The organism is Streptomyces sp. JB150, assembly GCF_011193355.1.
Lineage (GTDB): Bacteria > Actinomycetota > Actinomycetes > Streptomycetales > Streptomycetaceae > Streptomyces.
Genome location: NZ_CP049780.1, coordinates 5,839,751 through 5,859,580 on the forward strand (window position 1 = coordinate 5,839,751; position 19,830 = coordinate 5,859,580).

The 19,830-nt window shown below is 74.5% G+C and carries 16 protein-coding genes; 9 read left to right on the plus strand and 7 right to left on the minus strand.

Annotated elements, in window-relative coordinates; genetic code table 11:
• Window positions 1-217: 217 nt before the first annotated feature.
• Complete coding sequence (locus G7Z13_RS26835; protein WP_166002788.1) at window positions 218-1,045, plus strand: enoyl-CoA hydratase family protein; 828 nt, start codon at window positions 218-220, stop codon at window positions 1,043-1,045.
• Complete coding sequence (locus tag G7Z13_RS26840; protein WP_166002789.1) at window positions 1,030-3,393, plus strand: bifunctional salicylyl-CoA 5-hydroxylase/oxidoreductase; 2,364 nt, start codon at window positions 1,030-1,032, stop codon at window positions 3,391-3,393. The genes G7Z13_RS26835 and G7Z13_RS26840 overlap by 16 nt, the downstream gene beginning before the upstream one ends.
• On the opposite strand, the gene G7Z13_RS26845 is transcribed toward G7Z13_RS26840, so the two are convergent.
• Both G7Z13_RS26845 and G7Z13_RS26850 read right to left on the minus strand, forming a co-directional pair.
• On the minus strand, window positions 3,377-4,207 hold the full coding sequence (locus G7Z13_RS26845; RefSeq protein WP_166002790.1) for a PaaX family transcriptional regulator C-terminal domain-containing protein: 831 nt from the start codon (window positions 4,205-4,207) through the stop codon (window positions 3,377-3,379). The genes G7Z13_RS26840 and G7Z13_RS26845 overlap by 17 nt on opposite strands.
• 1 nt (window position 4,208) lies before the next feature.
• Window positions 4,209-5,924 carry an AMP-binding protein gene (locus tag G7Z13_RS26850; protein ID WP_166002791.1) on the minus strand — a complete coding sequence of 572 codons (1,716 nt, stop codon included), beginning with the start codon at window positions 5,922-5,924 and terminating at the stop codon, window positions 4,209-4,211.
• A gap of 146 nt (window positions 5,925-6,070) precedes the next feature.
• Between G7Z13_RS26850 and G7Z13_RS33820 the strand changes: the two genes are divergently transcribed.
• From G7Z13_RS33820 to G7Z13_RS26865, 3 genes are all read left to right on the plus strand, one after another.
• The gene (locus G7Z13_RS33820; protein ID WP_166002792.1) at window positions 6,071-7,609 is read left to right on the plus strand and encodes an acyl-CoA dehydrogenase family protein; all 1,539 of its coding nucleotides are present in this window, start codon (window positions 6,071-6,073) and stop codon (window positions 7,607-7,609) included.
• Entirely contained in the window at window positions 7,606-8,004 is a 399-nt protein-coding gene (locus G7Z13_RS26860) for a RidA family protein (RefSeq protein WP_166002793.1), read from the plus strand. Before G7Z13_RS33820 ends, G7Z13_RS26860 begins: the two co-directional genes overlap by 4 nt.
• A gap of 166 nt (window positions 8,005-8,170) precedes the next feature.
• Window positions 8,171-8,608 carry a DUF6299 family protein gene (locus G7Z13_RS26865; protein WP_166002794.1) on the plus strand — a complete coding sequence of 146 codons (438 nt, stop codon included), beginning with the start codon at window positions 8,171-8,173 and terminating at the stop codon, window positions 8,606-8,608.
• Between the two features lie 15 nt (window positions 8,609-8,623).
• Here the strand turns inward: G7Z13_RS26865 and G7Z13_RS26870 are convergent, their stop codons facing one another.
• The 5 genes from G7Z13_RS26870 to G7Z13_RS26890 form a co-directional block, all read right to left on the minus strand.
• The gene (locus G7Z13_RS26870; protein ID WP_166002795.1) at window positions 8,624-10,015 is read right to left on the minus strand and encodes an MATE family efflux transporter; all 1,392 of its coding nucleotides are present in this window, start codon (window positions 10,013-10,015) and stop codon (window positions 8,624-8,626) included.
• Between the two features lie 77 nt (window positions 10,016-10,092).
• Window positions 10,093-11,205 carry a cysteine synthase family protein gene (locus G7Z13_RS26875; RefSeq protein ID WP_166002796.1) on the minus strand — a complete coding sequence of 371 codons (1,113 nt, stop codon included), beginning with the start codon at window positions 11,203-11,205 and terminating at the stop codon, window positions 10,093-10,095.
• Window positions 11,206-11,217: 12 nt separating this feature from the next.
• Complete coding sequence (locus tag G7Z13_RS26880) at window positions 11,218-12,597, minus strand: alanine racemase (RefSeq protein WP_166002797.1); 1,380 nt, start codon at window positions 12,595-12,597, stop codon at window positions 11,218-11,220.
• Entirely contained in the window at window positions 12,588-13,586 is a 999-nt protein-coding gene (locus G7Z13_RS26885; protein ID WP_166002798.1) for an ornithine cyclodeaminase family protein, read from the minus strand. Before G7Z13_RS26885 ends, G7Z13_RS26880 begins: the two co-directional genes overlap by 10 nt.
• A complete protein-coding gene (locus G7Z13_RS26890) occupies window positions 13,583-14,560 on the minus strand; it encodes a TauD/TfdA family dioxygenase (protein WP_346768001.1) in 978 nt (325 codons plus the stop codon). The genes G7Z13_RS26885 and G7Z13_RS26890 overlap by 4 nt, the downstream gene beginning before the upstream one ends.
• 288 nt (window positions 14,561-14,848) lie before the next feature.
• Here G7Z13_RS26890 and G7Z13_RS26895 point away from each other — a divergent pair, with 288 nt between their 5' ends.
• The 4 genes from G7Z13_RS26895 (at window position 14,849) to G7Z13_RS26910 (ending at window position 19,789) form a co-directional block, all read left to right on the plus strand.
• Entirely contained in the window at window positions 14,849-16,402 is a 1,554-nt protein-coding gene (locus G7Z13_RS26895; RefSeq protein ID WP_166002800.1) for an ABC transporter substrate-binding protein, read from the plus strand.
• An 80-nt stretch (window positions 16,403-16,482) separates the two neighbouring features.
• Window positions 16,483-17,394, plus strand: a complete 912-nt coding sequence (locus G7Z13_RS26900) for an ABC transporter permease (protein WP_240926535.1) — start codon at window positions 16,483-16,485, stop codon at window positions 17,392-17,394.
• Window positions 17,391-18,203 (plus strand): ABC transporter permease subunit, encoded by an 813-nt coding sequence (locus G7Z13_RS26905; RefSeq protein WP_166002802.1) that lies wholly within the window; start codon window positions 17,391-17,393, stop codon window positions 18,201-18,203. The genes G7Z13_RS26900 and G7Z13_RS26905 overlap by 4 nt, the downstream gene beginning before the upstream one ends.
• Window positions 18,200-19,789, plus strand: coding sequence for an ABC transporter ATP-binding protein (locus G7Z13_RS26910; protein WP_166002803.1), 1,590 nt, complete (start codon window positions 18,200-18,202; stop codon window positions 19,787-19,789). The genes G7Z13_RS26905 and G7Z13_RS26910 overlap by 4 nt, the downstream gene beginning before the upstream one ends.
• The last annotated feature ends 41 nt before the right edge of the window (window positions 19,790-19,830 follow it).

Here is a 19,830-nt window from a genome sequence, read left to right on the forward strand (position 1 = left end):
GGGCACAGGCTGTCCTGCTGTCGACAACCGATGGTACGGGGCGGCCCGCCGAAGCCCTCCGGGGGGCGCCGGCCCGTTACCGGGCTGTGGTCGTGCGGGCGATGTCCGGTCACACCGTGACATCTGCCCACCCGGCGTATCGCGCACTCATGACGACAGTCACGGATAGGTGATAAATTCATCAGGCACCCTCCCTCTGCCGAGGAGGCCGTCCGCCATGAGTCCCTTCACCGGCTCCGCCGCCCGCACCCCCCGCTGGCGGCATCTGCGCGTCGGCCTCGCCGACGGCGTCGCCACCGTCACCCTCGCCCGCCCCGAGAAACTCAACGCACTCACCTTCGGCGCCTACGCCGACCTGCGGGACCTGCTCGCCGAGCTGTCCCGGGAACGGGCCGTGCGCGCCCTGGTGCTGGCCGGCGAGGGGCGCGGCTTCTGCTCCGGCGGCGACGTCGACGAGATCATCGGCGCCACCCTCGCCATGGACACCGCCCGGCTCCTCGACTTCAACCGCATGACCGGCCAGGTGGTCCGCGCGATCCGCGAATGCCCGTTCCCCGTGATCGCGGCGGTGCACGGAGTGGCCGCGGGCGCCGGCGCGGTCCTCGCCCTCGCCGCCGACTTCCGCGTCGCCGACCCCACCGCCCGCTTCGCCTTCCTCTTCACCCGCGTCGGCCTCTCCGGCGGCGACATGGGCGCCGCCTACCTGCTGCCCCGCGTCGTCGGCCTCGGCCACGCCACCCGCCTGCTGATGCTCGGCGAACCTGTCCGGGCCGCGGAGGCCGAACGCATCGGCCTGATCAGCCACCTCACCGACGACGGCGGCGCCGACGAGGCCGCCCGGACCCTCGCCCACCGCCTCGCCGAGGGCCCCGCCCTGGCATACGCCCAGACCAAGGCCCTCCTCACCGCCGAGCTGGACATGCCCCTGGCCGCGTCCGTCGAACTGGACGCCTCGACCCAGGCGCTCCTCATGACCGGCGACGACTACCGGGAGTTCCACAAGGCGTTCACCGAGAAGCGCCCCCCGAAATGGAGCGGACGGTGACCACGACGCGCCCAGGGGCGCGGGGAACTGCGCGACCGACCACGAACGGCCCGCAGCCGCCCGGGACGCCGAGCCACCCCCTGCGCATCGCGATCATCGGCGGAGGCCCCGGCGGCCTCTACGCCGCGGCCCTGCTGAAACGCCTGGACCCGCGACGCGCCGTCACGGTCTGGGAACGCAACGCCCCCGACGACACCTTCGGCTTCGGCGTCGTCCTCTCCGACGAGACCCTCGGCGGCATCGAACACGCCGACCCCGTCGTCCACGAAGCCCTCCAGCGCCACTTCGTCCGCTGGGACGACATCCACATCACCCACCGCGGCACCCGCCACACCTCCGGCGGCCACGGCTTCGCCGCCCTCGGCAGGAAACGCCTCCTGCAGATCCTGCACGAGCGCTGCCGAAGCCTCGGCGTGGACCTGCGCTTCCGCACCCAGGCCCCGCACCCCGCCCGGCTCACCGAGTCCCACGACCTGGTCATCGCGGCCGACGGCCTCCACAGCACCACCCGCGACGCCTACGCCCAGGTCTTCCGCCCCCACCTCACCCCCCACCGCTGCCGCTACATCTGGCTCGCCGCCGACTTCCCCCTCGACGCGTTCCGCTTCGACATCGCCGAGACCGAACACGGCGTGATGCAACTGCACGCCTACCCCTACGCGCCCGACGCCTCCACCGTGATCGTCGAGATGCGCGAGGAGGTCTGGCGGGCCGCCGGCTTCGACGTCATGGACGAGCGGGAATCCGTCGACCGCTGCGCCAAGATCTTCGCCGACGCCCTGCGCGGCCGTCCGCTCCAGTCGAACAAGTCGGCCTGGACGCGGTTCCGCACGGTCGTCAACGAACACTGGTCGGCCGGCAACCTGGTGCTGCTCGGCGACGCCGCCCACACCGCGCACTTCTCCATCGGCTCCGGCACCAAGCTCGCCGTCGAGGACGCCCTCGCCCTCGCCGCCTGCCTGGACGAACAGCCGTCGCTGGACACGGCGCTCGCCGCCTACGAGGAGGAGCGCAAGCCGGTCGTCGCCTCCACCCAGCGCGCGGCCAGCGCCAGCCTGGAGTGGTTCGAGAACCTGGCCCTGTACCGGGACCAGCCGCCCCGCCAGTTCGCCTTCAACCTGCTCACCCGCAGCCGCCGCGTCACCCACGACAACCTGCGGCTGCGCGACGCCCGCTTCACCCGGGCCGTGGAACGCGAGTTCGGCTGCCCGCCGGGCACTCCGCCGATGTTCACCCCGTTCCGGCTGCGCGGACTGACCCTGCGCAACCGGGTCGTCGTCTCGCCCATGGACATGTACTCGGCGGTCGACGGCGTCCCCGGCGACTTCCACCTCGTCCACCTGGGCGCACGGGCGCTCGGCGGCGCCGGACTGGTGATGACGGAGATGGTGTGCGTCAGCGAGCAGGGGCGGATCACCCCCGGCTGCGCCGGCCTCTACACCGGCCGGCAGACCGAGGCCTGGCGGCGGATCACCGACTTCGTGCACCACCAGGCCCCGGGCACCGCGATCGGCGTGCAGCTCGGTCACTCGGGGCGCAAGGGCTCCACCCGGGTGATGTGGGAGGGCATCGACGAGCCGCTGCCCGACGGCAACTGGCCGCTCGTGGCCGCCTCCCCGCTGCCGTACAAACCGGGCAGCCAGACGCCGCGCGAGCTGACCCGCGCCCAACTCACCGACTTGCGCGAGCAGTTCGCGGCCGCCGCCGGCCGGGCCGCGCGCGCCGGGTTCGACCTGCTCGAACTGCACTGCGGGCACGGCTATCTGCTCTCCGGCTTCCTCTCCCCGCTCACCAACCGCCGCACCGACGCCTACGGCGGATCCCTGGAGCGACGGCTGCGCTTCCCGCTGGAGGTCTTCGACGCCGTACGCGCCGTATGGCCCGGGGAGCGGCCCATGACCGTGCGGATCTCCGCCACCGACTGGGCCGAGGGCGGCACCACCGCCGACGACGCCGTCGAGATCGCCCGTGCCTTCGCCGCGCACGGCGCCGACGCGATCGACGTGTCGACCGGGCAGGTGGTGGCCGACGAGCGGCCGCGGTTCGGGCGCTCCTACCAGACCCCGTTCGCCGACCGCATCCGCCACGAGGTCCGCGTCCCGGTCGTCGCCGTCGGCGCGATCTCCTCCTGGGACGACGTCAACTCCCTCATCCTGGCCGGGCGGACCGACCTGTGCGCGCTGGCCCGCCCGCACCTGTACGACCCGCACTGGACGCTGCACGCGGCGGCCGAACAGGGCTACGAGGGTCCGGGCGTCGTCTGGCCGGCGCCCTACCGCGCGGGCAGCAGGCGGCCCCGCACGGGGCGTACGGACGCGCCCAAGCCCCGCCTCACTCTGCGGAGTTGACAGGAACGCCCGCGAAGACCGCCCCCGCGTCGCGCAGCCGCTCGTGCAGCCCGCGGAACACGGCCGCCGAGCGCGCCCCCGGCCAGTCCCCGGGCAGCAGCCGGGCCGGGAGTCCCGGATCGGCGTACGGCAGCCGGCGCCAGGAGTCGAGGGCGAGCAGGTAGTCCCGGTAGGCCTCCTCGGGCGGGGTGTCGGACCGCCGCTCCCAGTCGCTCAGCACCCGCGCGTGCCGGTCCAGGAACGCCTCGTGCTCCTTGGCGATGGCGGCCAGGTCCCACCAGCGGGCCACCGCCTCCGCGGTCGCCGCGAAGCCCAGGTGCTCACCGCGGAAGAGGTCGACGTACCCCTCCAGGCGCAGCCGTTGCAGGGTGTGCCGGGTCTCCTCGTACAGCCGGGCCGGGGCGATCCACACGCCGGGCGCGGCCGTGCCGAAGCCCAGTCCGGCCAGCCGGGAGCGCAGCACGTGCCGCTTCTGCCGTTCGGTCTCCGGGACGGAGAACACGGCGAGCACCCAGCCCTCGTCCCCGGGCGGCACGGCCGCGTAGATCCGCCGGTCGCCGTCGTCGAGCAGCTGGCGGGCGTCCGGGGACAGCGCGTACCCGGCGGCCCCTTGCCCGGTGCGGGCGGGGACGAGCAGGCCGCGCCGTTTGAGCCGGGAGACCGACGAGCGCACCGAGGGCGCGTCCACGCCGACGGCGGCCAGCAGCCTGATCAGCTCGGCGACGGGCACCGGGCCGGGCAGGAAGCGGCCGTACGCCCCGTAGAGCGTGACGATGAGGGACCGGGGAGCGTGCTGGTCGGACACGTTGATCATTTTAGGTCGTGCCGGTGGCCGCCGGTCCCCGGTCCTCGGCTCCGGCCCGCAGGCGGAACCGCTGGAGCTTGCCGGTCGCCGTGCGCGGCAGCGCGTCCAGGAAGACGATCTCGCGCGGGCACTTGTACGGCGCCAGCTCCTTCCTGACGAACGCGCGCAGCGCCTCGGCGTCCCGCGCGGCGCCCTCCGCGACGACGACATACGCCACCACGGCCGCCCCGCGCGCCTCGTCGGGCCGGCCGACGACCGCCGCCTCGGCCACGTCGGGGTGGCGCAGCAGCGCCTCCTCGACCTCGGGGCCCGCGATGTTGTACCCGGCGGAGATGATCATGTCGTCGGCGCGGGCGACGTAGCGGAAGTAGCCGTCGCTCTCGCGGACGTAGGTGTCGCCGGTGATGTTCCAGCCGTCGCGGACGTATTCCGTCTGCCGCGGGTCGGCGAGATAGCGGCAGCCGACCGGGCCGCGCACGGCGAGCAGGCCGGGCTCGCCGTCGGGGACCGGCTCGCCGTGCGCGTCCTGCACGCGCGCCTGCCAGCCGGGCACCGGCACCCCGGTCGTGCCGGGCCGGATCTGCTCGTCGGCGGCCGAGATGAAGATGTGCAGCAGCTCGGTGGCGCCGATGCCGTTGATGATCCGCAGCCCGGTGCGCTCGTGCCAGGCGTGCCAGGTGGCCTCCGGCAGGTTCTCGCCCGCGGAGACGCAGCGGCGCAGCGACGACAGGTCGTGGCCGTCCAGGCCGGTGAGCATCGCGCGGTACGCCGTCGGGGCGGTGAACAGCACCGACACCCGGTGCTCGGCGATCGCCGGCAGCAGCCGGGCCGGGTTCGCCTGTTCCAGGAGGAGGGCGCTGGCGCCCGCGCGCAGCGGGAACACGACGAGACCGCCGAGGCCGAAGGTGAACCCGAGCGGCGGACTGCCCGCGAAGACGTCGTCGGGGCGCGGCTTCAGCACGTGCCGGGCGAAGGTGTCGGCGATGGCCAGCACGTCCCGGTGGAAGTGCGCGCAGCCCTTCGGGCGGCCGGTGGTGCCGGAGGTGAAGGCGATCAGCGCCACGTCGTCGGCGGCGGTGTCCACGGCCGGGTACGGCGTCGCGGGCGTGGGCCGGTTCAGCAGGTCCTCCGGGCCGTCGCCGCCGTACGTGGTGATCCGCAGGCCCGGTATCGCGGCCCTGGCGAGGTCGTCGACCGCGCGGATGTCGCACAGGGCGTGCCGCACCCGGGCGATCTCGCACATCGTGGCCAGCTCGTGCGGGCGCTGCTGGGCCAGCACGGTCACGGCGATCGCCCCCGCCTTCAGGACGGCCAGCCAGCAGGCGGCCAGCCAGGGCGTGGTGGGGCCGCGCAGCAGCACCCGGTTGCCGGGGACGACGCCCAGCTCGCCGGTGAGGAGGTGGGCGAGGCGGTCGACGCGGGCGCGCAGATCGCCGTAGGTCCAGGTGGGGCCGTCCGGGGTGTGGAAGACGGGGCGGTCGTCCGGAGGGCCGTCCAGCAGCGCGACGGCGCAGTTGAGCCGTTCGGGGTGGCGCAGCTCCGGCAGGTCGAAGCGGAGTTCGGGCCACTGGCCGGGCGGCGGGAGGTGGTCGCGGGCGAAGGTGTCGACGTGCGCGGAGCGGGTCGGGCGGGCCGGGCCGGACGGGGGGTGCCGGTCGGACGGGCGGTGCGCGTGGGTCGGGCGGGCCGAGTGGGTCGGGCGGGCCGAGTGGGTCGGGCGGTCCATGGCGGTTCGCCCCCTTGCCGGGTGGGCGTCGGATGGGTGGGCCTCGCGGTCGCGGTCGCACCTGGAGCGTATCGCCTTGGTGACGGCAGTCAACGGGGCGCGATACCGTTCGGGTGAGGGTCAGCCTTCGAGAGGGAGGACCGCACGTGCCCGCATTCTCACTCGACCCGGACCGCACCGCCTGGTGTGCCGAGCTGCGCGCCCTCGCCGCCGAACGGCTGCGCCCGCTCGCCGAGAAGGGCGGACCCGGTCACGTCAACCGCCCCCTCGTCGCCGAACTGGGCCGGCTCGGGCTGCTGGACCGGCTGTTCACCTCCGGCGCGCTCGACCTGTGCCTGATGCGGGAATCGCTCGCCCGGGTCTGCACCGAGGCCGAGACCGCGCTCGCCCTCCAGGGCCTGGGCGCCCACCCCGTCCACGCCCACGGCACCGACGCCCAGCGCGCCCGCTGGCTGCCCGCCGTCCGCCGGGGCACCGCGATCGCCGCCTTCGCCCTCACGGAGCCGGAGGCGGGCTCGGACGCGGCGGCGCTCACCCTGGCGGCCGAGCCGGAGGCGACCGGCCGCGGCCGCCCCGGCGGGCGGGGCGCGGCCGGGGCGGGCACGGTGGCGGGGGCGGGCACGGCAGCCACGGACGGGCGGCGCGTCCGCGCGGACGCCTGCGCGGTCCCGGCCACTGGCACCGATCCGGGCACCGGCTCGGTCCCGGCCACTGGCACCGCCCCCGTGAGCCCGGCTGATGAGACGGACACGGGCCCGGACACCGCCCCGGCCCCGCTGCCCGACCCGGACACGGCTCCGGCCACTGCTTCGCGCGCCGCCGGCCACGAGGCCCGTACGGGCGCCGTAGGCGTCGCGGACGGCCGGTTCGCCGACGGTCCGGCGGACACCCCGGTCCCCGCGCCACCCCGCACCCCCCTCACCGCCCCCGCACCGGACGCCCTCGCCGCCGCACCCGATGGCGGCGCCCGCTGGCGGCTCACCGGGAGCAAGTGCTGGATCTCCAACGCGCCCGAGGCCGACTTCTACACCGTCTTCGCGCGGACGACACCCGGCGCGGGGGCGCGAGGGGTCACCGCGTTCCTGGTGCCCGCCGACCGGCCCGGACTGAGCGGCACCGCGCTCGACATGCTCTCCCCGCACCCGCTGGGAGCGCTCGACTTCGACGCCGTACCGGTCACCGCCGACGACGTGCTGGGCGAGCCCGACCGGGGCTTCCGGGTCGCCATGGGCACCCTCAACCTCTTCCGGCCCAGCGTCGGGGCCTTCGCCGTCGGGATGGCCCAGGCCGCCCTCGACGCGACCGTCGCCCACACCGCCCGCCGCCAGGCCTTCGGCGGCCCGCTCAGCGCCCAGCAGACGGTCGCCCACCAGGTCGCGGAGATGGCCCTGCGCATCGAGGCGGCCCGGCTCATGGTGTACGCGGCGGCCACCGCGTACGACGCGGGCGCCGCGGACGTGCCCCGGCGCGCCGCGATGGCGAAACTCCTCGCCACCGAGACCGCGCAGTACGTCGTCGACCGCGCCGTCCAGCTGCACGGGGCGCGCGCCCTGCGCCGCGGCCACCTGCTCGAACACCTCTACCGCGAGGTGCGCGCGCCCCGCATCTACGAGGGGGCGAGCGAGATCCAGCGCGGCATCATCGCCAAGGAGCTGTACAAGGAGCTGTACCGGGAGGCCCCGTGACCGCCGAACGCGTCAACCCGCCCGACCTCTCCCCGCCCACCGGCTTCTCGCACGCCGCCGTCGCCACCGGCACCCGGCTGGTCTTCCTGGCCGGCCAGACCGCCCTCGACCCCGACGGCAAGATCACCGGCGAGACCCTGCCCGCACAGTTCGAGCGGGCGCTCGGCAACCTCCTCACCGCCCTGCACGCGGCCGGCGGCACCCCCGCCGACCTCGCCCGCGTCACCGTCTACACCACCGACCTCACCGCCTACCGCGCCCACGCCCCCGAACTCGGCCGCATCTGGCGCGACGCGGCGGGCCGTGACTACCCGGCCATGGCGGTCGTCGAGGTGTCCCGCCTCTGGGACACCGAGGCCCTGGTCGAGCTGGACGGTTTCGCGGTGCTGCCCTGAGACCGTGCTCCGGGGCCGTGCTGTGCGACCTTGCTCGGAGGCCGTGCTCTGCGACCGTGCTCCGGGGCCGTGACCGAGACCGTGACGCGCCACCGAAAGAGTGACGATCACACCGGTGGGGGCGTGGGGCCGGTACCTGTGGAAGTCCCATCACAGGAGGTTTCCGATGTCTGTTCGCCCGCTTCTCGCAGTGGCCGCCGCCGCGAGCCTGGCGCTGGTCGCCGGTGCCGGTGTCACGCCGGCGGTCGCCGAGCCGTCCGAGACGGTCACCGTCGACCCGTTGGCGCAAATCGCCGCCGACGGCACCGTCACGCTGTCCGGCACCTACCGCTGCACCGGCGGCGGCCCGGTGTTCGTCAGTTCCTCGCTCGAGCAGTCGTCGCCGGGGAAGACGGTGCGGCACGGCATCGGCGGCACGCGTGCGGTCTGCGACGGCACGCTGCGCCCGTGGGTCAACACCGCCCGGACGCTGGGCGACACGCTCGTCGCGGGCCCGGCCCGCGCCGAGGCGACGCTGGTGGAGCTGGACACCAGCGGCGGCCTGCCGCTGCCCCGCATCCACGCCGTGTCGCCGCAGCAGGACGTCACCCTGGTCGCGTCCTGACCGTTCGGCGCGGGCTCAGACGGCCGCCGGAGCAGAGGTCGTGCTCAGGCGGCCGATGCCCCGCCCGAACCGCCGCAGCAGCAGCACCGCGGTGGTGGCGAGCCCGGTGAGCAGACCGAGCCAGACGCCGAGGGTGTCCAGGCCCGCCGCGAAGCCCAGCAGCGCGGCGGCGGGCAGCCCGACCAGCCAGTAGCCGACCAGGGTGACCCGGAAGCCGCCCTTGGTGTCGTCCAGGCCGCGCAGCAGCCCCACCCCGATGTTCTGCGCGCAGTCGAAGAACTGGAGCACCGCCGCCACCAGCAGCAGCTGCGTCGCGATGTCCACCGCCCGCACCTCGCCGGACTCGAAGAACGGGGCCAGCACCAGCTTCGGCACGGTCAGGTAGACGAGTCCGACCACCGCCATCACCCCCGCCGCGCACGCCAGCGCGGTGTGCTGGAGCCGCCGCGCCGCCGCCGTGTTGCCGAGGGCCAGTTCGCGGCTGACGCCGATCGACGCCGCGTGCGAGAGGCCGACGGCGATCTGGAACACGATGTAGACCAGCTGGTTGACGGCCGTGTGGGCGGCCAGCGCGGCCGGCCCGAAGCTGCCCACCAGCAGCGCGACGACGGAGAAGAACCCCGCCTCCGAGCCGTACGTCGCGGCGATCGGCGTACCGAGCGCGGTCAGCCGGCGCAGCGTCGCCGGGCGGGTCTTCCAGATGCTCAGCGACAGCACCGGCGCGAGCTGCGGATCGCGCCGGGCCGACAGGTAGAGGGCCAGGAACGACAGGGCGTACACCGAGGTCGTGGCCAGGCCGATGCCGGGCAGGCCGAGCTTCGGGAAGAACCAGGTGCCGTGGATGAACACCCAGTTCAGACCCGCGTTGACGGCGATCGAGGCGATCGTGATGCGCAGCAGCGCCTGCGGGCGGCGCATGCCGACGGTGAACTGCCGGATCGCCTGGAACCACAGGCAGGGCAGCAGCCCCGGCGCCATCGCGTAGAGCACCGGCTTCGCCGCGTCGACCACGTCCGGGTCCTGACCGAGCCAGACCACGGCGTGCCCGATCAGGATCATCAGGACGGCACCGGCGAGCCCGGCCAGGGTGGACAGCAGCAGGCTCGCCCGGACCAGGTCGCGGACGTCCTCCCGCGCCGCCTCGGAGCCGTCCTGCTCGCCGCGCGCGTCCGCCGCGGCGACCTGGTTGCCGACGGCGGTCACCAGACCGACGCCCATGGTGCGCAGCTGATTGAAGATCACCATCGCCAGACCGCCGGCCGCCAGGGCCTCGGTGCCGATCAGGCCCATCATGACGGTGTCGGTGGTGGTCAGCGCGACCTGCGCGAGCTGGGTCAGCGCGAGCGGCACCGCCAGCGTGGCGAGGGCGCGGCTGTCGGTGAGCAGACGGGTCAGGGCGGGAGGCATCGGATCTCCGCGAACTTCCTCTGGTCGTGGGGGAGTCGAGTGTGGCGGCGTCGGGCGTGGCGGCGGGCGTGGGCGGGTCAGGCGTGGCGGAGTTTGGTCAGCAGCGCGTCGACCTCGCGCTCCACATCGCGGTCGACGAGGTCGCGCGCGGCCATCCAGTCGTCGTCGAACACCGTGTCCAGGTACTTCTCCCCGCCGTCGTTGACGAGCGCGACCATAGTCGTTCCCGGCGGCTGTGAGGAGAGCCGGGCCAGCGCCTCGTACACCACCCCGCCCGCCGAGCCGCCGATCAGCAGCCCGGTGCGGCGGGCGACGACCCGGCAGGTGGCGAACGCCTCCACGTCACCGACCTTGACCCCCTCGTCGAGCAGGTCGTAGTCGACCATCGCGCCGATGGCGGCGCCCTCGGGGGTGCCGGTGCCGGACTGGTAGTAGTCGTGCGCCGGCGGCCCGAACGCGATCGACCCCTTCGGCTCGACCCCGACGATCCGCACCCCGGGCACCGTCCTGCGCAGCTCGCCGCCGGTCCCGAACAGGCCGCCGCCGGTGCCGACGGCGCCGATCAGGACGTCGATACGGCCGTCCAGGGCGGCGTGCAGCTCATGGGCGACGGGCCGGTAACCGTCGCCGTTGGCCGGGTTGTTGTGCTGCTCGGTGAAGTAGGCGCCCGGCGACTCGGCGGCCAGCCTCTCGGCGAACTCCTCCCGGGCGGCGGTGGCCAGCTCCTCGTCGCCCTCGTCGGCGACGTAGACGAGTTCGGCGCCCAGCGCCTTCATCGCGCGCAGCTTGTCGGCGGCGGCGTGGTGGTCGACGACGGCGGTGAAGGTGTAGCCGCGCTCGGCGGCGACCACGGCGAGGCCCAGCCCGGTGTTCCCGGAGGTCGACTCGACGATCCGGCCGCCGGGGGGCAGCAGCCCGCGCTCCTCCGCGTCGAGGACCATCTGCCGGGCCATGCGTATCTTCGCGGTGCCGGTGGGATTGAACTGCTCCAGTTTCAGCAGCAGCCGGCTGCCGTCCTGGGTGCGGCACAGCTCGAACAGGGGCGTGGCGCCGATGAGTTCGGTGACCCGGCGGACGATCGGCGGACGGTGGAGGGCGTAGCCGGGGGTATGGACGGGGGCGGCGGCGGGCGTGGACTCCGGGGCGCGGTCCAGGGCATGGCCGGGGGCGCGGTCCAGGGTGTGGTCCATGGTGGGAACTCCCTACGGGTGGCGGTCGAGACGCCAGCGGGGACGGGCGGCGGGATCGGCGGAGCCGGGGGCGGGTTCGACGACGACCTTCGGCGGCAGCGGCAGCTCGTGGAAGGGCGACTCGTTGGAGTCCATCTGGTAGCCCGCCGTGTTGAGGTAGACCAGCAGGTCGCCCACGGCCGGCCGGTGCGGGAACGGCACCCGCCGCCAGGTGAGCATGTCGGACTCCAGGCAGGTCGCGGCGCCGACGCAGGCCTCGTGGGTGCCCTCGGGGGACGGCACGCGCGGCACCAGCACCGGGTCCGGCAGGAACTCGCTCTCGAACCACTGCTCGGACAGGCTGAGGCTGCTGCCGTCCACGGTGAGGATCGCGTACCCGTCGCGCTCCTTGACGCCCTGGATCCGGAAGACCGTGCACCCGGCCTGGTCCAGCAGTGCCCGGCCCGGCTCCACCAGCAGCGTCACCCCGGCCGCGCGCAGCAGCGCGGCCAGCGGGTCGGCCTCACCGGCGGGCACCGCCGCGAGGATCGCGCGCAGCGCGCCGGCCCCGGCGACGGGGGAGTGGTACGGGTAGAAGCCACCGGAGAAGGTCTTGCGCGCGTGGTAGTGCTCGGGCCGCTGCTCCTCGGTGAACCGGCGCCAGTCGTCGCCGTCGGCGTAGTCGACCGGGAAGCCGCCGCCGATGCTGATCCGGTCGGCGCGCAGCCCCAGGGTGCGGGCGTGCCGGCACAGCCGCACCAGTTCCCCGGCGAGGTCGGCGCGCGCCGGGAGGTCGTAGCCGGACAGATGGAAGCTGAAGCCCTCCAGTACCAGCGGCGCGTCGGCGCAGCGGCGCAGCGCGGCCTCCAGTTCCTCCGCGTCCATGCCGAACCGGCTGTGCGGCTGGGCGGGCGGCAGCCGCCGCAGCAACACCCGCGCGGTGCGGCCCAGTCCGGCCGCCGCGTGGGCGATCCGGTCCAGCTCGTCGAGGGCGTCGACGGCGACGAGCGCGCCCTGGAGCACGGCGACCCGCAGCAGGTCGTCCGCCTTGGCGGGCCCGGTCACCACCACGTCGGGCGCGGGCACCCCGCAGGCCAGGGTCTCGCGCAGCTCCCCGAGGCTGGCCACGTCGACGCCGAGGCCCAGCACGGCGGCCCGCTCGGTGTACAGAGCGGCCTTGTTGGCCTTCTTGGCGTAGTAGACCCGCCCGGCGACGCCCGCCTCGGCGAACGCGTCCCGGAAGGCGGCCGCGTTGGCGTCGAAGGGGCCGGGGAACAGCACGTGGTACGGCCCGCCGAGGCCATGGCTCAGCTCGTGCAGCAGCGGCCCGGCGGCGAGCAGTGCCCGCGTCTCGGGTGCCTGCCGGGCGGGCAGCGAGGGCACGGCGGGAGCGGTCACTGCGGTCACTGCCACAGCGGCACCACCGTGCCGAGCCCCTGGGCGAGGGCGAGTTCGGCGAAGCGGTGGCCGAGCGCGATGTCGGTGACGACCAGCCCGCTGTTGTAGGCGAAGATCCGCTGCCCGGGATCGGTGCGCCCGGCCGCCCGGCCGGCGAGCACGTCGGGGAACTCGGCATCCACGTCGCGCAGTTCGCCGCTGTCGTCGGCCATGTCGGTGCCGGTGACCCGCATCTGGGCGGCGCTGGTGGCGATCACCCGGTCGGCGCGGTGCAGGGTGGACGGTGCGATGCCGTAGCCGACGAGCACGGACAGCGCGGCGGGCTTGAGCCAGTCGGCGTCGACGGAGGCGGGCGTGTGGGGTCCGGCGGTGGCCAGGACGATGTCGGCGTCCTCGGCGGCGGCGCGCAGATCGGTGACGATCTCCGGCTCGCGTCCGGGGAAGTGGGCGTGCAGCTGCTCGCGCACCGCGCGTATGCCGTCCGGGTGGGTGCCGAAGACCATCAGCCGCTCCAGCCGCGGCATGGTCGTCAGCAGGAAGGGCAGGGCGAGCCGGCCCTGGGTGCCGGTGCCGATGACGAGCGCGCTGCGGGCGCCGGGCGCGGCCAGTTCGCGGGCGAGGAGCGCGGAGACCGCGGGGGTGCGCAGGGCGCCGACGCGGCCGCAGTCCATCATCGCGACCGGCAGTCCGGTGGCGTCGTCGTAGAGGGTGAGGGTCGTGTAGTAGTGCTGCTTGTCGCGGTCCTCGTGCAGGCCGTACTTGTACGACGTCTTGACGGCGACGACCCCGCGCTCCCCGTCCCGGCCGAGCATCGCGTACGCCACCGAGTGGCCGTCCTCTGGTTTCACGGTGAGCTTGCGCGGATTGTCGGAGCGGCCCGCGGCCAGGGTGCCGTAGGCCTGCTCCACCACGGCGACGACATCGGCGAGGGTGATCTCGATGCCGGCGACGTCACTGGTGCTGAGGATGCGCAGGGTGGTGTCCGAAGCGTGGGTGGCGGTCATGCGTCGTAAGCCTCCAGAACCTTCTGTCCGTAGCCGTGTTCGAAGCGTTCCGCCGGGGGGCGGGTACGACGCCCCGGAACGCGCACGGAGGAACGTTTCAGCCAGCGGTCCGTGCCGTCGTAGCGGGCCGTGAAGGGGACCCGGCCGTGCACCACGAGGTCGTTGTCCACGACCAGGACCTGGCCGGGCTCCAGGCTGACCGCGGTGGCGACCCGGGACAGCTCGTCCGTCAGCCGCTCGTAGGCGGCGCGGTGCGCGGTGCCGGCCCGCTCCAGCGGGGTGTAGGCGGGGTCGAAGCGCAGGGTGAGGCCGTCCGGCGACTGCCACAGCGTCGGCACGGGCTGCGGGTCACCGGCGTGGCCGCGCGCCTCGGCGTAGGCGTCGTCGGGCAGGATCGGCAGCTCCGGGCGGGACAGCAGCCCTAAGTCGTCACCGGACAGCCGGACCCGGCGCACGCTCGCGGCCGTGGTGGCCACCGCGTCCGGGTTGCGCAGGCAGGACAGCAGCAGCAGATGGGCGCGGCCGGGGTGGAAGGCGTCCTCGGTGTGCGGGCTGAGCAGCACGGTGCTGCTGGCGCCGGTCTGCTCCTCCTCGTGGCCGGGCGAGGGCACGATGTCGTGCACGAACCGGCCCTCCTGCTGGCCCTCCCAGGCGAGGGGGACGCCCATCACCGCGGAGAGCAGCAGCAGTTCGACGTCGTGCACCACGCCCGCGCCGCCGGCGCTCGACCAGTGGGCGGGCGTCGGGCCGAGCGCGCGGTCGTCGACCTCCAGGCCGGCCAGGACGAACAGTCCGTCGGGGGTGCCGGCGGGGCGGCAGGCGTCCCGGATGCCGTCGCTCAACGCGGCTGTCGCGTAGGGGAGTTCGGCGAGCAGGTCGAGGTCGGCGGAGGTGCCGGAGAAGTGGTGCAGCAGGGTCTCGGCGGCGGTGCGCAGTTCCGCCGCCTGGTCGGGTGTGAGGGTTCGTACGGGCAAGGCTCCCGTGGGCATGGTGAGTTGTCCGTTCCGGAGGCTGAGGGCGTTTCCGTGGCGCTGTTTCGGACAGCGCTTTCCGATGGCGAACGGGCTCTTGCGGTGGCCTTCCAGGGCTTGTCACGGTCCGTAGCCGCTTGGTGGCCGTCGAGAAACATAGCCAACACATAAGGTGTAGGCAAGGCTTACCTAAGCTTGTTCAATGTCACGCCGTGCGCCCTTGTGCGCCCCCCGCAGGGCAGGGTAGGCAAACCTCAGCAAGTGGCCCACCGGGTGAAATCGAGGACGAACGTGGATCTGACGAGACGTCAACTGTTGTGCACGGGCGGCGCCTTGACCGCCACCGCGCTGCTCGGCGGCTGCGGGGACGGCAGTGACGACGACACCGCCGGGTCCCCCGGCGCCGGAACGAAGCCCCGCCGCGGCGGCACCCTGCGGGTCGGCGCCCTCGGCCGCGCGGGCGCCATCACCCGCGACCCGCACGGCACCCAGGCCAACGAGAGCGACTACCTGATCCTCAGCCTCGTATACGACACCCTCACCGTGCCCGGCACCAAGCCGAACACCGTGCCCCGGCTCGCCGCCGCATGGCAGCCCTCCGACGATCTGAAGACCTGGCGATTCACACTCGCCAAGGGTGCCGCCTTCCACGACGGCACCCCCGTCACCGCCGCCGACGTCGTGTTCTCGCTGCGCCGGCTGCGCGCCACCCCCTCCGGTGCCTCCCGGCTCCCCGGCATCCAGGCGAAGAACATCACCGCCGACGGCGACGGCACCGTCGTCCTCGTCTCCGACTACCCCAACGCCGAACTGCCCCAGCTCACCCGGCTCACCACCTTCGTCATACCCGAGGGCACCACCGACAAGGACATAGCCAAGGCTCCCGGAACCGGCCCCTTCACGCTCGACTGGTTCCGCGGCGGCAACGCCCGCCTCGTCCGCAACGACACCTGGTACGGCGGCGACGTCCACCTCGACGCCATCGAGGTGAAGATCTTCGAATCCCCCCAGGCGATGGCGAACGCCCTGCTCTCCGGGCAGATCGACCTCGCCTCCAACGTCGGCGCCGTCGCCGCCCGCACCGCCGCGAACCGGGGGGACATCCGGACCGTCCGCCGGCCCAACGACATGGCCATGCCCCTCGTGATGCGCACCGCCGACGGCCCCTTCGCCGACCCGAGGGTCCGCGAGGCCCTGCGGCTCGCCGTCGACCGCGAGGCCATGGTCAAGCAGGTCCTCTCCGGCTACGGCAGCGTCGCCAACGACATCCTCGGCACCGGCGACCCCGCCTACGCCAAGGACATCCCCCAGCGCACCCGCGACCTGGCCCGGGCCAAGCGGCTGCTGAAGGAAGCCGGCTTCGACACCTCCAGGACCTACGAACTGCTCACCACCGAGGACATCTCCGGACTCGCCGAATCCGCCACCCTCTTCGCCTCCCAGGTCCGCGAGGCAGGCGTCAGGATCAAGGTGGTCAAGCAGGAGTCCGCCGTCTTCTGGGACAAGACCTGGCTCAAGGGCGACCTCTACACCACCTACTGGGGCACCAACGACTCCGTCGTGTTCTTCGCCAGCAAGACCATGGTCTCCGACAGCGGCCAGAACGAGGCCGGCTGGCAGGACGAGGAGTTCGACACCGCCTACGAGAAGGCGATGGCCACCGCCGACGCCACCGCCCGCGCCCGGCAGCTGCGCGAACTCCAGCAGATCCAGCACGAACGCTCCGGCTACCTGCTGTGGGGCATGGCCGACGGCATCGACCTCGCCGCACCCGCCGTCCAGGGGCTGCCCAAGCTGCCCGGCTACGGACGCGTCCAGCTCGAGCGGGCATGGCTGGCCCGTTGACGACCGACACCGCCGCGCCGCCCCGCACGACCGGGCCGGCGCGGCACCCCGCCGTATCCGCGCTCCTCGCCACCGGGGCCCTGCTGCTCAAACGCGCCGCGCTGCTCGCCCTGCTGCTCGCCCTCGTCTTCTGCGCCGTCGAGCTGCTGCCCGGCGACGCCGCCAACGCCACCTCCGAGCGCGGCGAGAGCGCCGCCGACATCGACCGCCGCCGCGCACTGCTCGGCCTCGACCGGCCGGTCCTCGAACGCTTCTGGGACTGGATGTCGGGCCTGCCCACCGGCGACCTCGGCACCTCCGCCCGCGGCGAGCCGGTCACCGACCTGCTCTCCACCGCGTTCCCCAACACCCTGCTCCTCGGCGGCATCGCCCTGCTGCTCACCGCCACCCTCTCGCTCACCCTCGGCTGCTGGGCCGCGCTCCGGCCCGGCGGACGCACCGACCGCGCCGTGTCCGGCACCGCCACCGCCGTCCTCGCCCTGCCCGAGTTCGTGGTGGCCGTGGCCCTCGTCCTGGTGCTCTCGCTGTGGACCGGCTGGCTTCCCGCCGTCACCCTCACCGACGTCGACGGAACCCCCGACTCCTGGACCATGCTCGTCCTGCCCGCCCTCGCCCTGACCATCCCGCAGACCGGCTGGAACGTCCGCATCGTGCGGGCCGCGCTCGCCGACGAGGCCCGCGCCCCGCACGTGGAGACCGCCGTCCTCGACGGCCTCCCGCCGCACCGCGTCCTCACCCACCACGTCCTGCCCGGCGCCCTGCCCACCATCGCGGCCGGCCTCGCCACCTCCACCGGCATGCTGCTCGGCGGCGCCGTCGTCGTCGAGACCATCTTCAACTACCCCGGCATCGGCTCCGTCCTGGCCTCCGCCGTCACCGACCGCGACAGCCCCGTCATCGCCGGGGTCACCGCCCTCGCCGGCGCGGTCATCACCGTCGTACTCCTCCTGGCCGACCTGGTACGGGACCTGATGGCGGGAGGCCGCCGATGACCACGACCCGCGGCTTTCCGCTCCGCGTCCTGCCCGCGCTGCTCCTCGTCACGCTCGCCCTGTGCGGCCCCTGGATCGCCCCGCACGCCATCGACACCCCCGTCACCGCGCCGTACGCCGAACCGGGAGCCGACGCCGTGCTCGGCGGCGACCAGCTCGGCCGGGACGTGCTCAGCAGGCTCCTCGCCGGAGGACGCGAACTCGTCGTCTCCTCGCTGCTCGTGGCCGTCCTCGTCACCGCCGTCGCCGCCGTCCTCAGCGCCGTCGGCGCCCTCCGGCCCGCCGTCGGACGGATCGTGGAACGCGCCGCCGACGTGCTGATGCTGCTGCCCGCCGTGCTCGGCATCCTCCTGGTCACCCTCTCCTGGCCGGGCGGCGGCCGGCTCGCCGTCGTCGCCGCCGCCGTCGCCCTCGGCGTGCCCTACGCCGTGCGGCTCGTCGCGGGCGCCGCCGCGCCCGTCGCCGCCACCGGATACGTCGAGGCCGCCGCGGCGGGCGGCGAACGCCTCTGGCACCTGGTGTGGCGGGAGATCCTGCCCAACCTGCGCGCCACCCTCCTCGCCCTGTTCGGACTGCGCTTCGTCGCCGCCGTCTACCTCGTCGCCACCGCCGGGTTCCTCCAGGTCGGCCCGCAACCCCCGGCCGCCGACTGGGCGCTGATGATCCGCGAGAACTCCGCCGGCATCCTCCTCAACCCCTGGGCCGTGGTCGCCCCCAGCGCCGCCATCGGCCTGCTCGCCCTGAGCGTCAACCTCGCCGCGGCGGCCCTCGCCCCGCAGACCGGCCGGAAGGCGGTACCCGTCCTGTGAGCCACGACCCCGACCGGTACCCGAAGCCCGCCGGACCGCCGGCCGACACCCCCGTCGTCCGGGTCAGAGGCCTCACCGTCACCGCTCCCGGAGGCCGCCTCCTGCTGCAGGACGCCGCCCTCGCCCTGCGCCCCGGCCGGGTCACCGCCCTCACCGGCCCGTCCGGCTCCGGCAAGACCACCCTGCTGCGCGCGGTCACCGGACTGCTCCCGCCCGGCACCCGGCGCACCGCCGGCCACGTCGACGTCCTCGGCCACGACGTGTTCGCCGTCTCCGACAAGGACCTGCGCGCCCTGCGCAGCCGCCGCCTCGCCTATGTCGGCCAGGACCCCGGATCCGGCCTCAACCCGCGGATGCGGGTACGCACCCTCGTCCGCGAACTCGCCGCCGACCGCGCCGCCGACACGGTGACCGCCCTGCTCGCCGAGGTCCGCCTGCCCGACGACGGCGGGCTCGCCGCCCGCCGCCCGGCCGCCCTCTCCGGCGGCCAGCAGCGCCGCGTCGCCCTCGCCCGCGCCCTGGCCCGCCGCCCCGACGTCCTGCTCCTGGACGAGCCCACCGCCGGACTCCACCCCGAACTCCGCGAGGAAATCGGCGACCTGCTGCGCCACCTCGCCGCCGAACACCGGCTGGCGATCTGCCTGTCCTGCCACGACCCGGAACTGGTCGACCGGATCGCCGACGACGTCGTGGAACTCGGCGGCCGGCTGCCCGCACCCCGGCCCGCCCTGGCGCCGCCCACCCCGCGGGACGGCGCGGACGAGCCCGGTGCGTCCGGCGTGCTCGCAGTGCCCGGCGTGCCGGTCCTGGAGGTCCGCGACCTCCGCGTCGTCTTCGGCCCCCGCCGGCGCGGCACCGCTCCCGCCCTCGACGGCGTCGGCCTGACCGTCGCCCCCGGCGGCGCCACCGGCATCGTCGGCGCGTCCGGCTCGGGCAAGACCACCCTCGTACGGGCGATCGTCGGACTCCAGCCGGTCACCTCCGGCACCCTCCGCCTCGACGGGCAGCCGCTCAGCACCGGACTGCGCGCCCGCGCCCGCGCCCAGCGCCGCCGCATCCAGCTGGTCACCCAGAACCCGCTCGGCGCGCTCAACCCCAGCCGCACCATCGGCGCCGCGATCGGCCGCCCGCTGCGCCTGCACCGCCGCTGCCCGCCCGCGGAGGCACCCGGACGCGTGGCCGGCCTGCTCGAACGGGTCGGCCTGCCGCCCGCCTTCGCCGACCGCTACCCGCACGAACTCTCCGGAGGCCAGCGCCAGCGCGTCGCCATCGCCCGCGCCCTCGCCGCCGACCCGGACGTCCTGATCTGCGACGAGGTCACCTCCGCGCTGGACTCCGGCACGGCCGAGGCGATCATGGACCTGCTGGCCCGGCTGCGCGAGGAGCGCGGCACCGCCCTCGTCCTCATCAGCCACGACCTCCCGCTCGTCGCCGAGCGCACGGACACCGTGACGGTGCTCGACGCGGGCCGGGTCGTCGAGTCGGGCCCGACGGCCGAGGTGTTCGCGGCGCCGTCGCATCCGGCGACGCGGGCCCTGCTCACCGTGGACCCGGCCGCGCGGCGGACGGCGGGCCGCCTCCGCTGACGACGACGGCGTACGGCCCCGCGCCCGCCCCGGAGGGCGGT

Bases quoted from the DNA above. Each gene is read 5' to 3' on its own strand.
- G7Z13_RS26835 (WP_166002788.1), top strand. From the start codon at position 218: ATGAGTCCCTTCACCGGCTCCGCCGCCCGCACCCCCCGCTGGCGGCAT.
- G7Z13_RS26840 (WP_166002789.1), top strand. From the start codon at position 1,030: ATGGAGCGGACGGTGACCACGACGCGCCCAGGGGCGCGGGGAACTGCG.
- G7Z13_RS26845 (WP_166002790.1), bottom strand. From the start codon at position 4,207: ATGATCAACGTGTCCGACCAGCACGCTCCCCGGTCCCTCATCGTCACG.
- G7Z13_RS26850 (WP_166002791.1), bottom strand. From the start codon at position 5,924: ATGGACCGCCCGACCCACTCGGCCCGCCCGACCCACTCGGCCCGCCCG.
- G7Z13_RS26865 (WP_166002794.1), top strand. From the start codon at position 8,171: ATGTCTGTTCGCCCGCTTCTCGCAGTGGCCGCCGCCGCGAGCCTGGCG.
- G7Z13_RS26870 (WP_166002795.1), bottom strand. From the start codon at position 10,015: ATGCCTCCCGCCCTGACCCGTCTGCTCACCGACAGCCGCGCCCTCGCC.
- G7Z13_RS26875 (WP_166002796.1), bottom strand. From the start codon at position 11,205: ATGGACCACACCCTGGACCGCGCCCCCGGCCATGCCCTGGACCGCGCC.
- G7Z13_RS26885 (WP_166002798.1), bottom strand. From the start codon at position 13,586: ATGACCGCCACCCACGCTTCGGACACCACCCTGCGCATCCTCAGCACC.
- G7Z13_RS26905 (WP_166002802.1), top strand. From the start codon at position 17,391: ATGACCACGACCCGCGGCTTTCCGCTCCGCGTCCTGCCCGCGCTGCTC.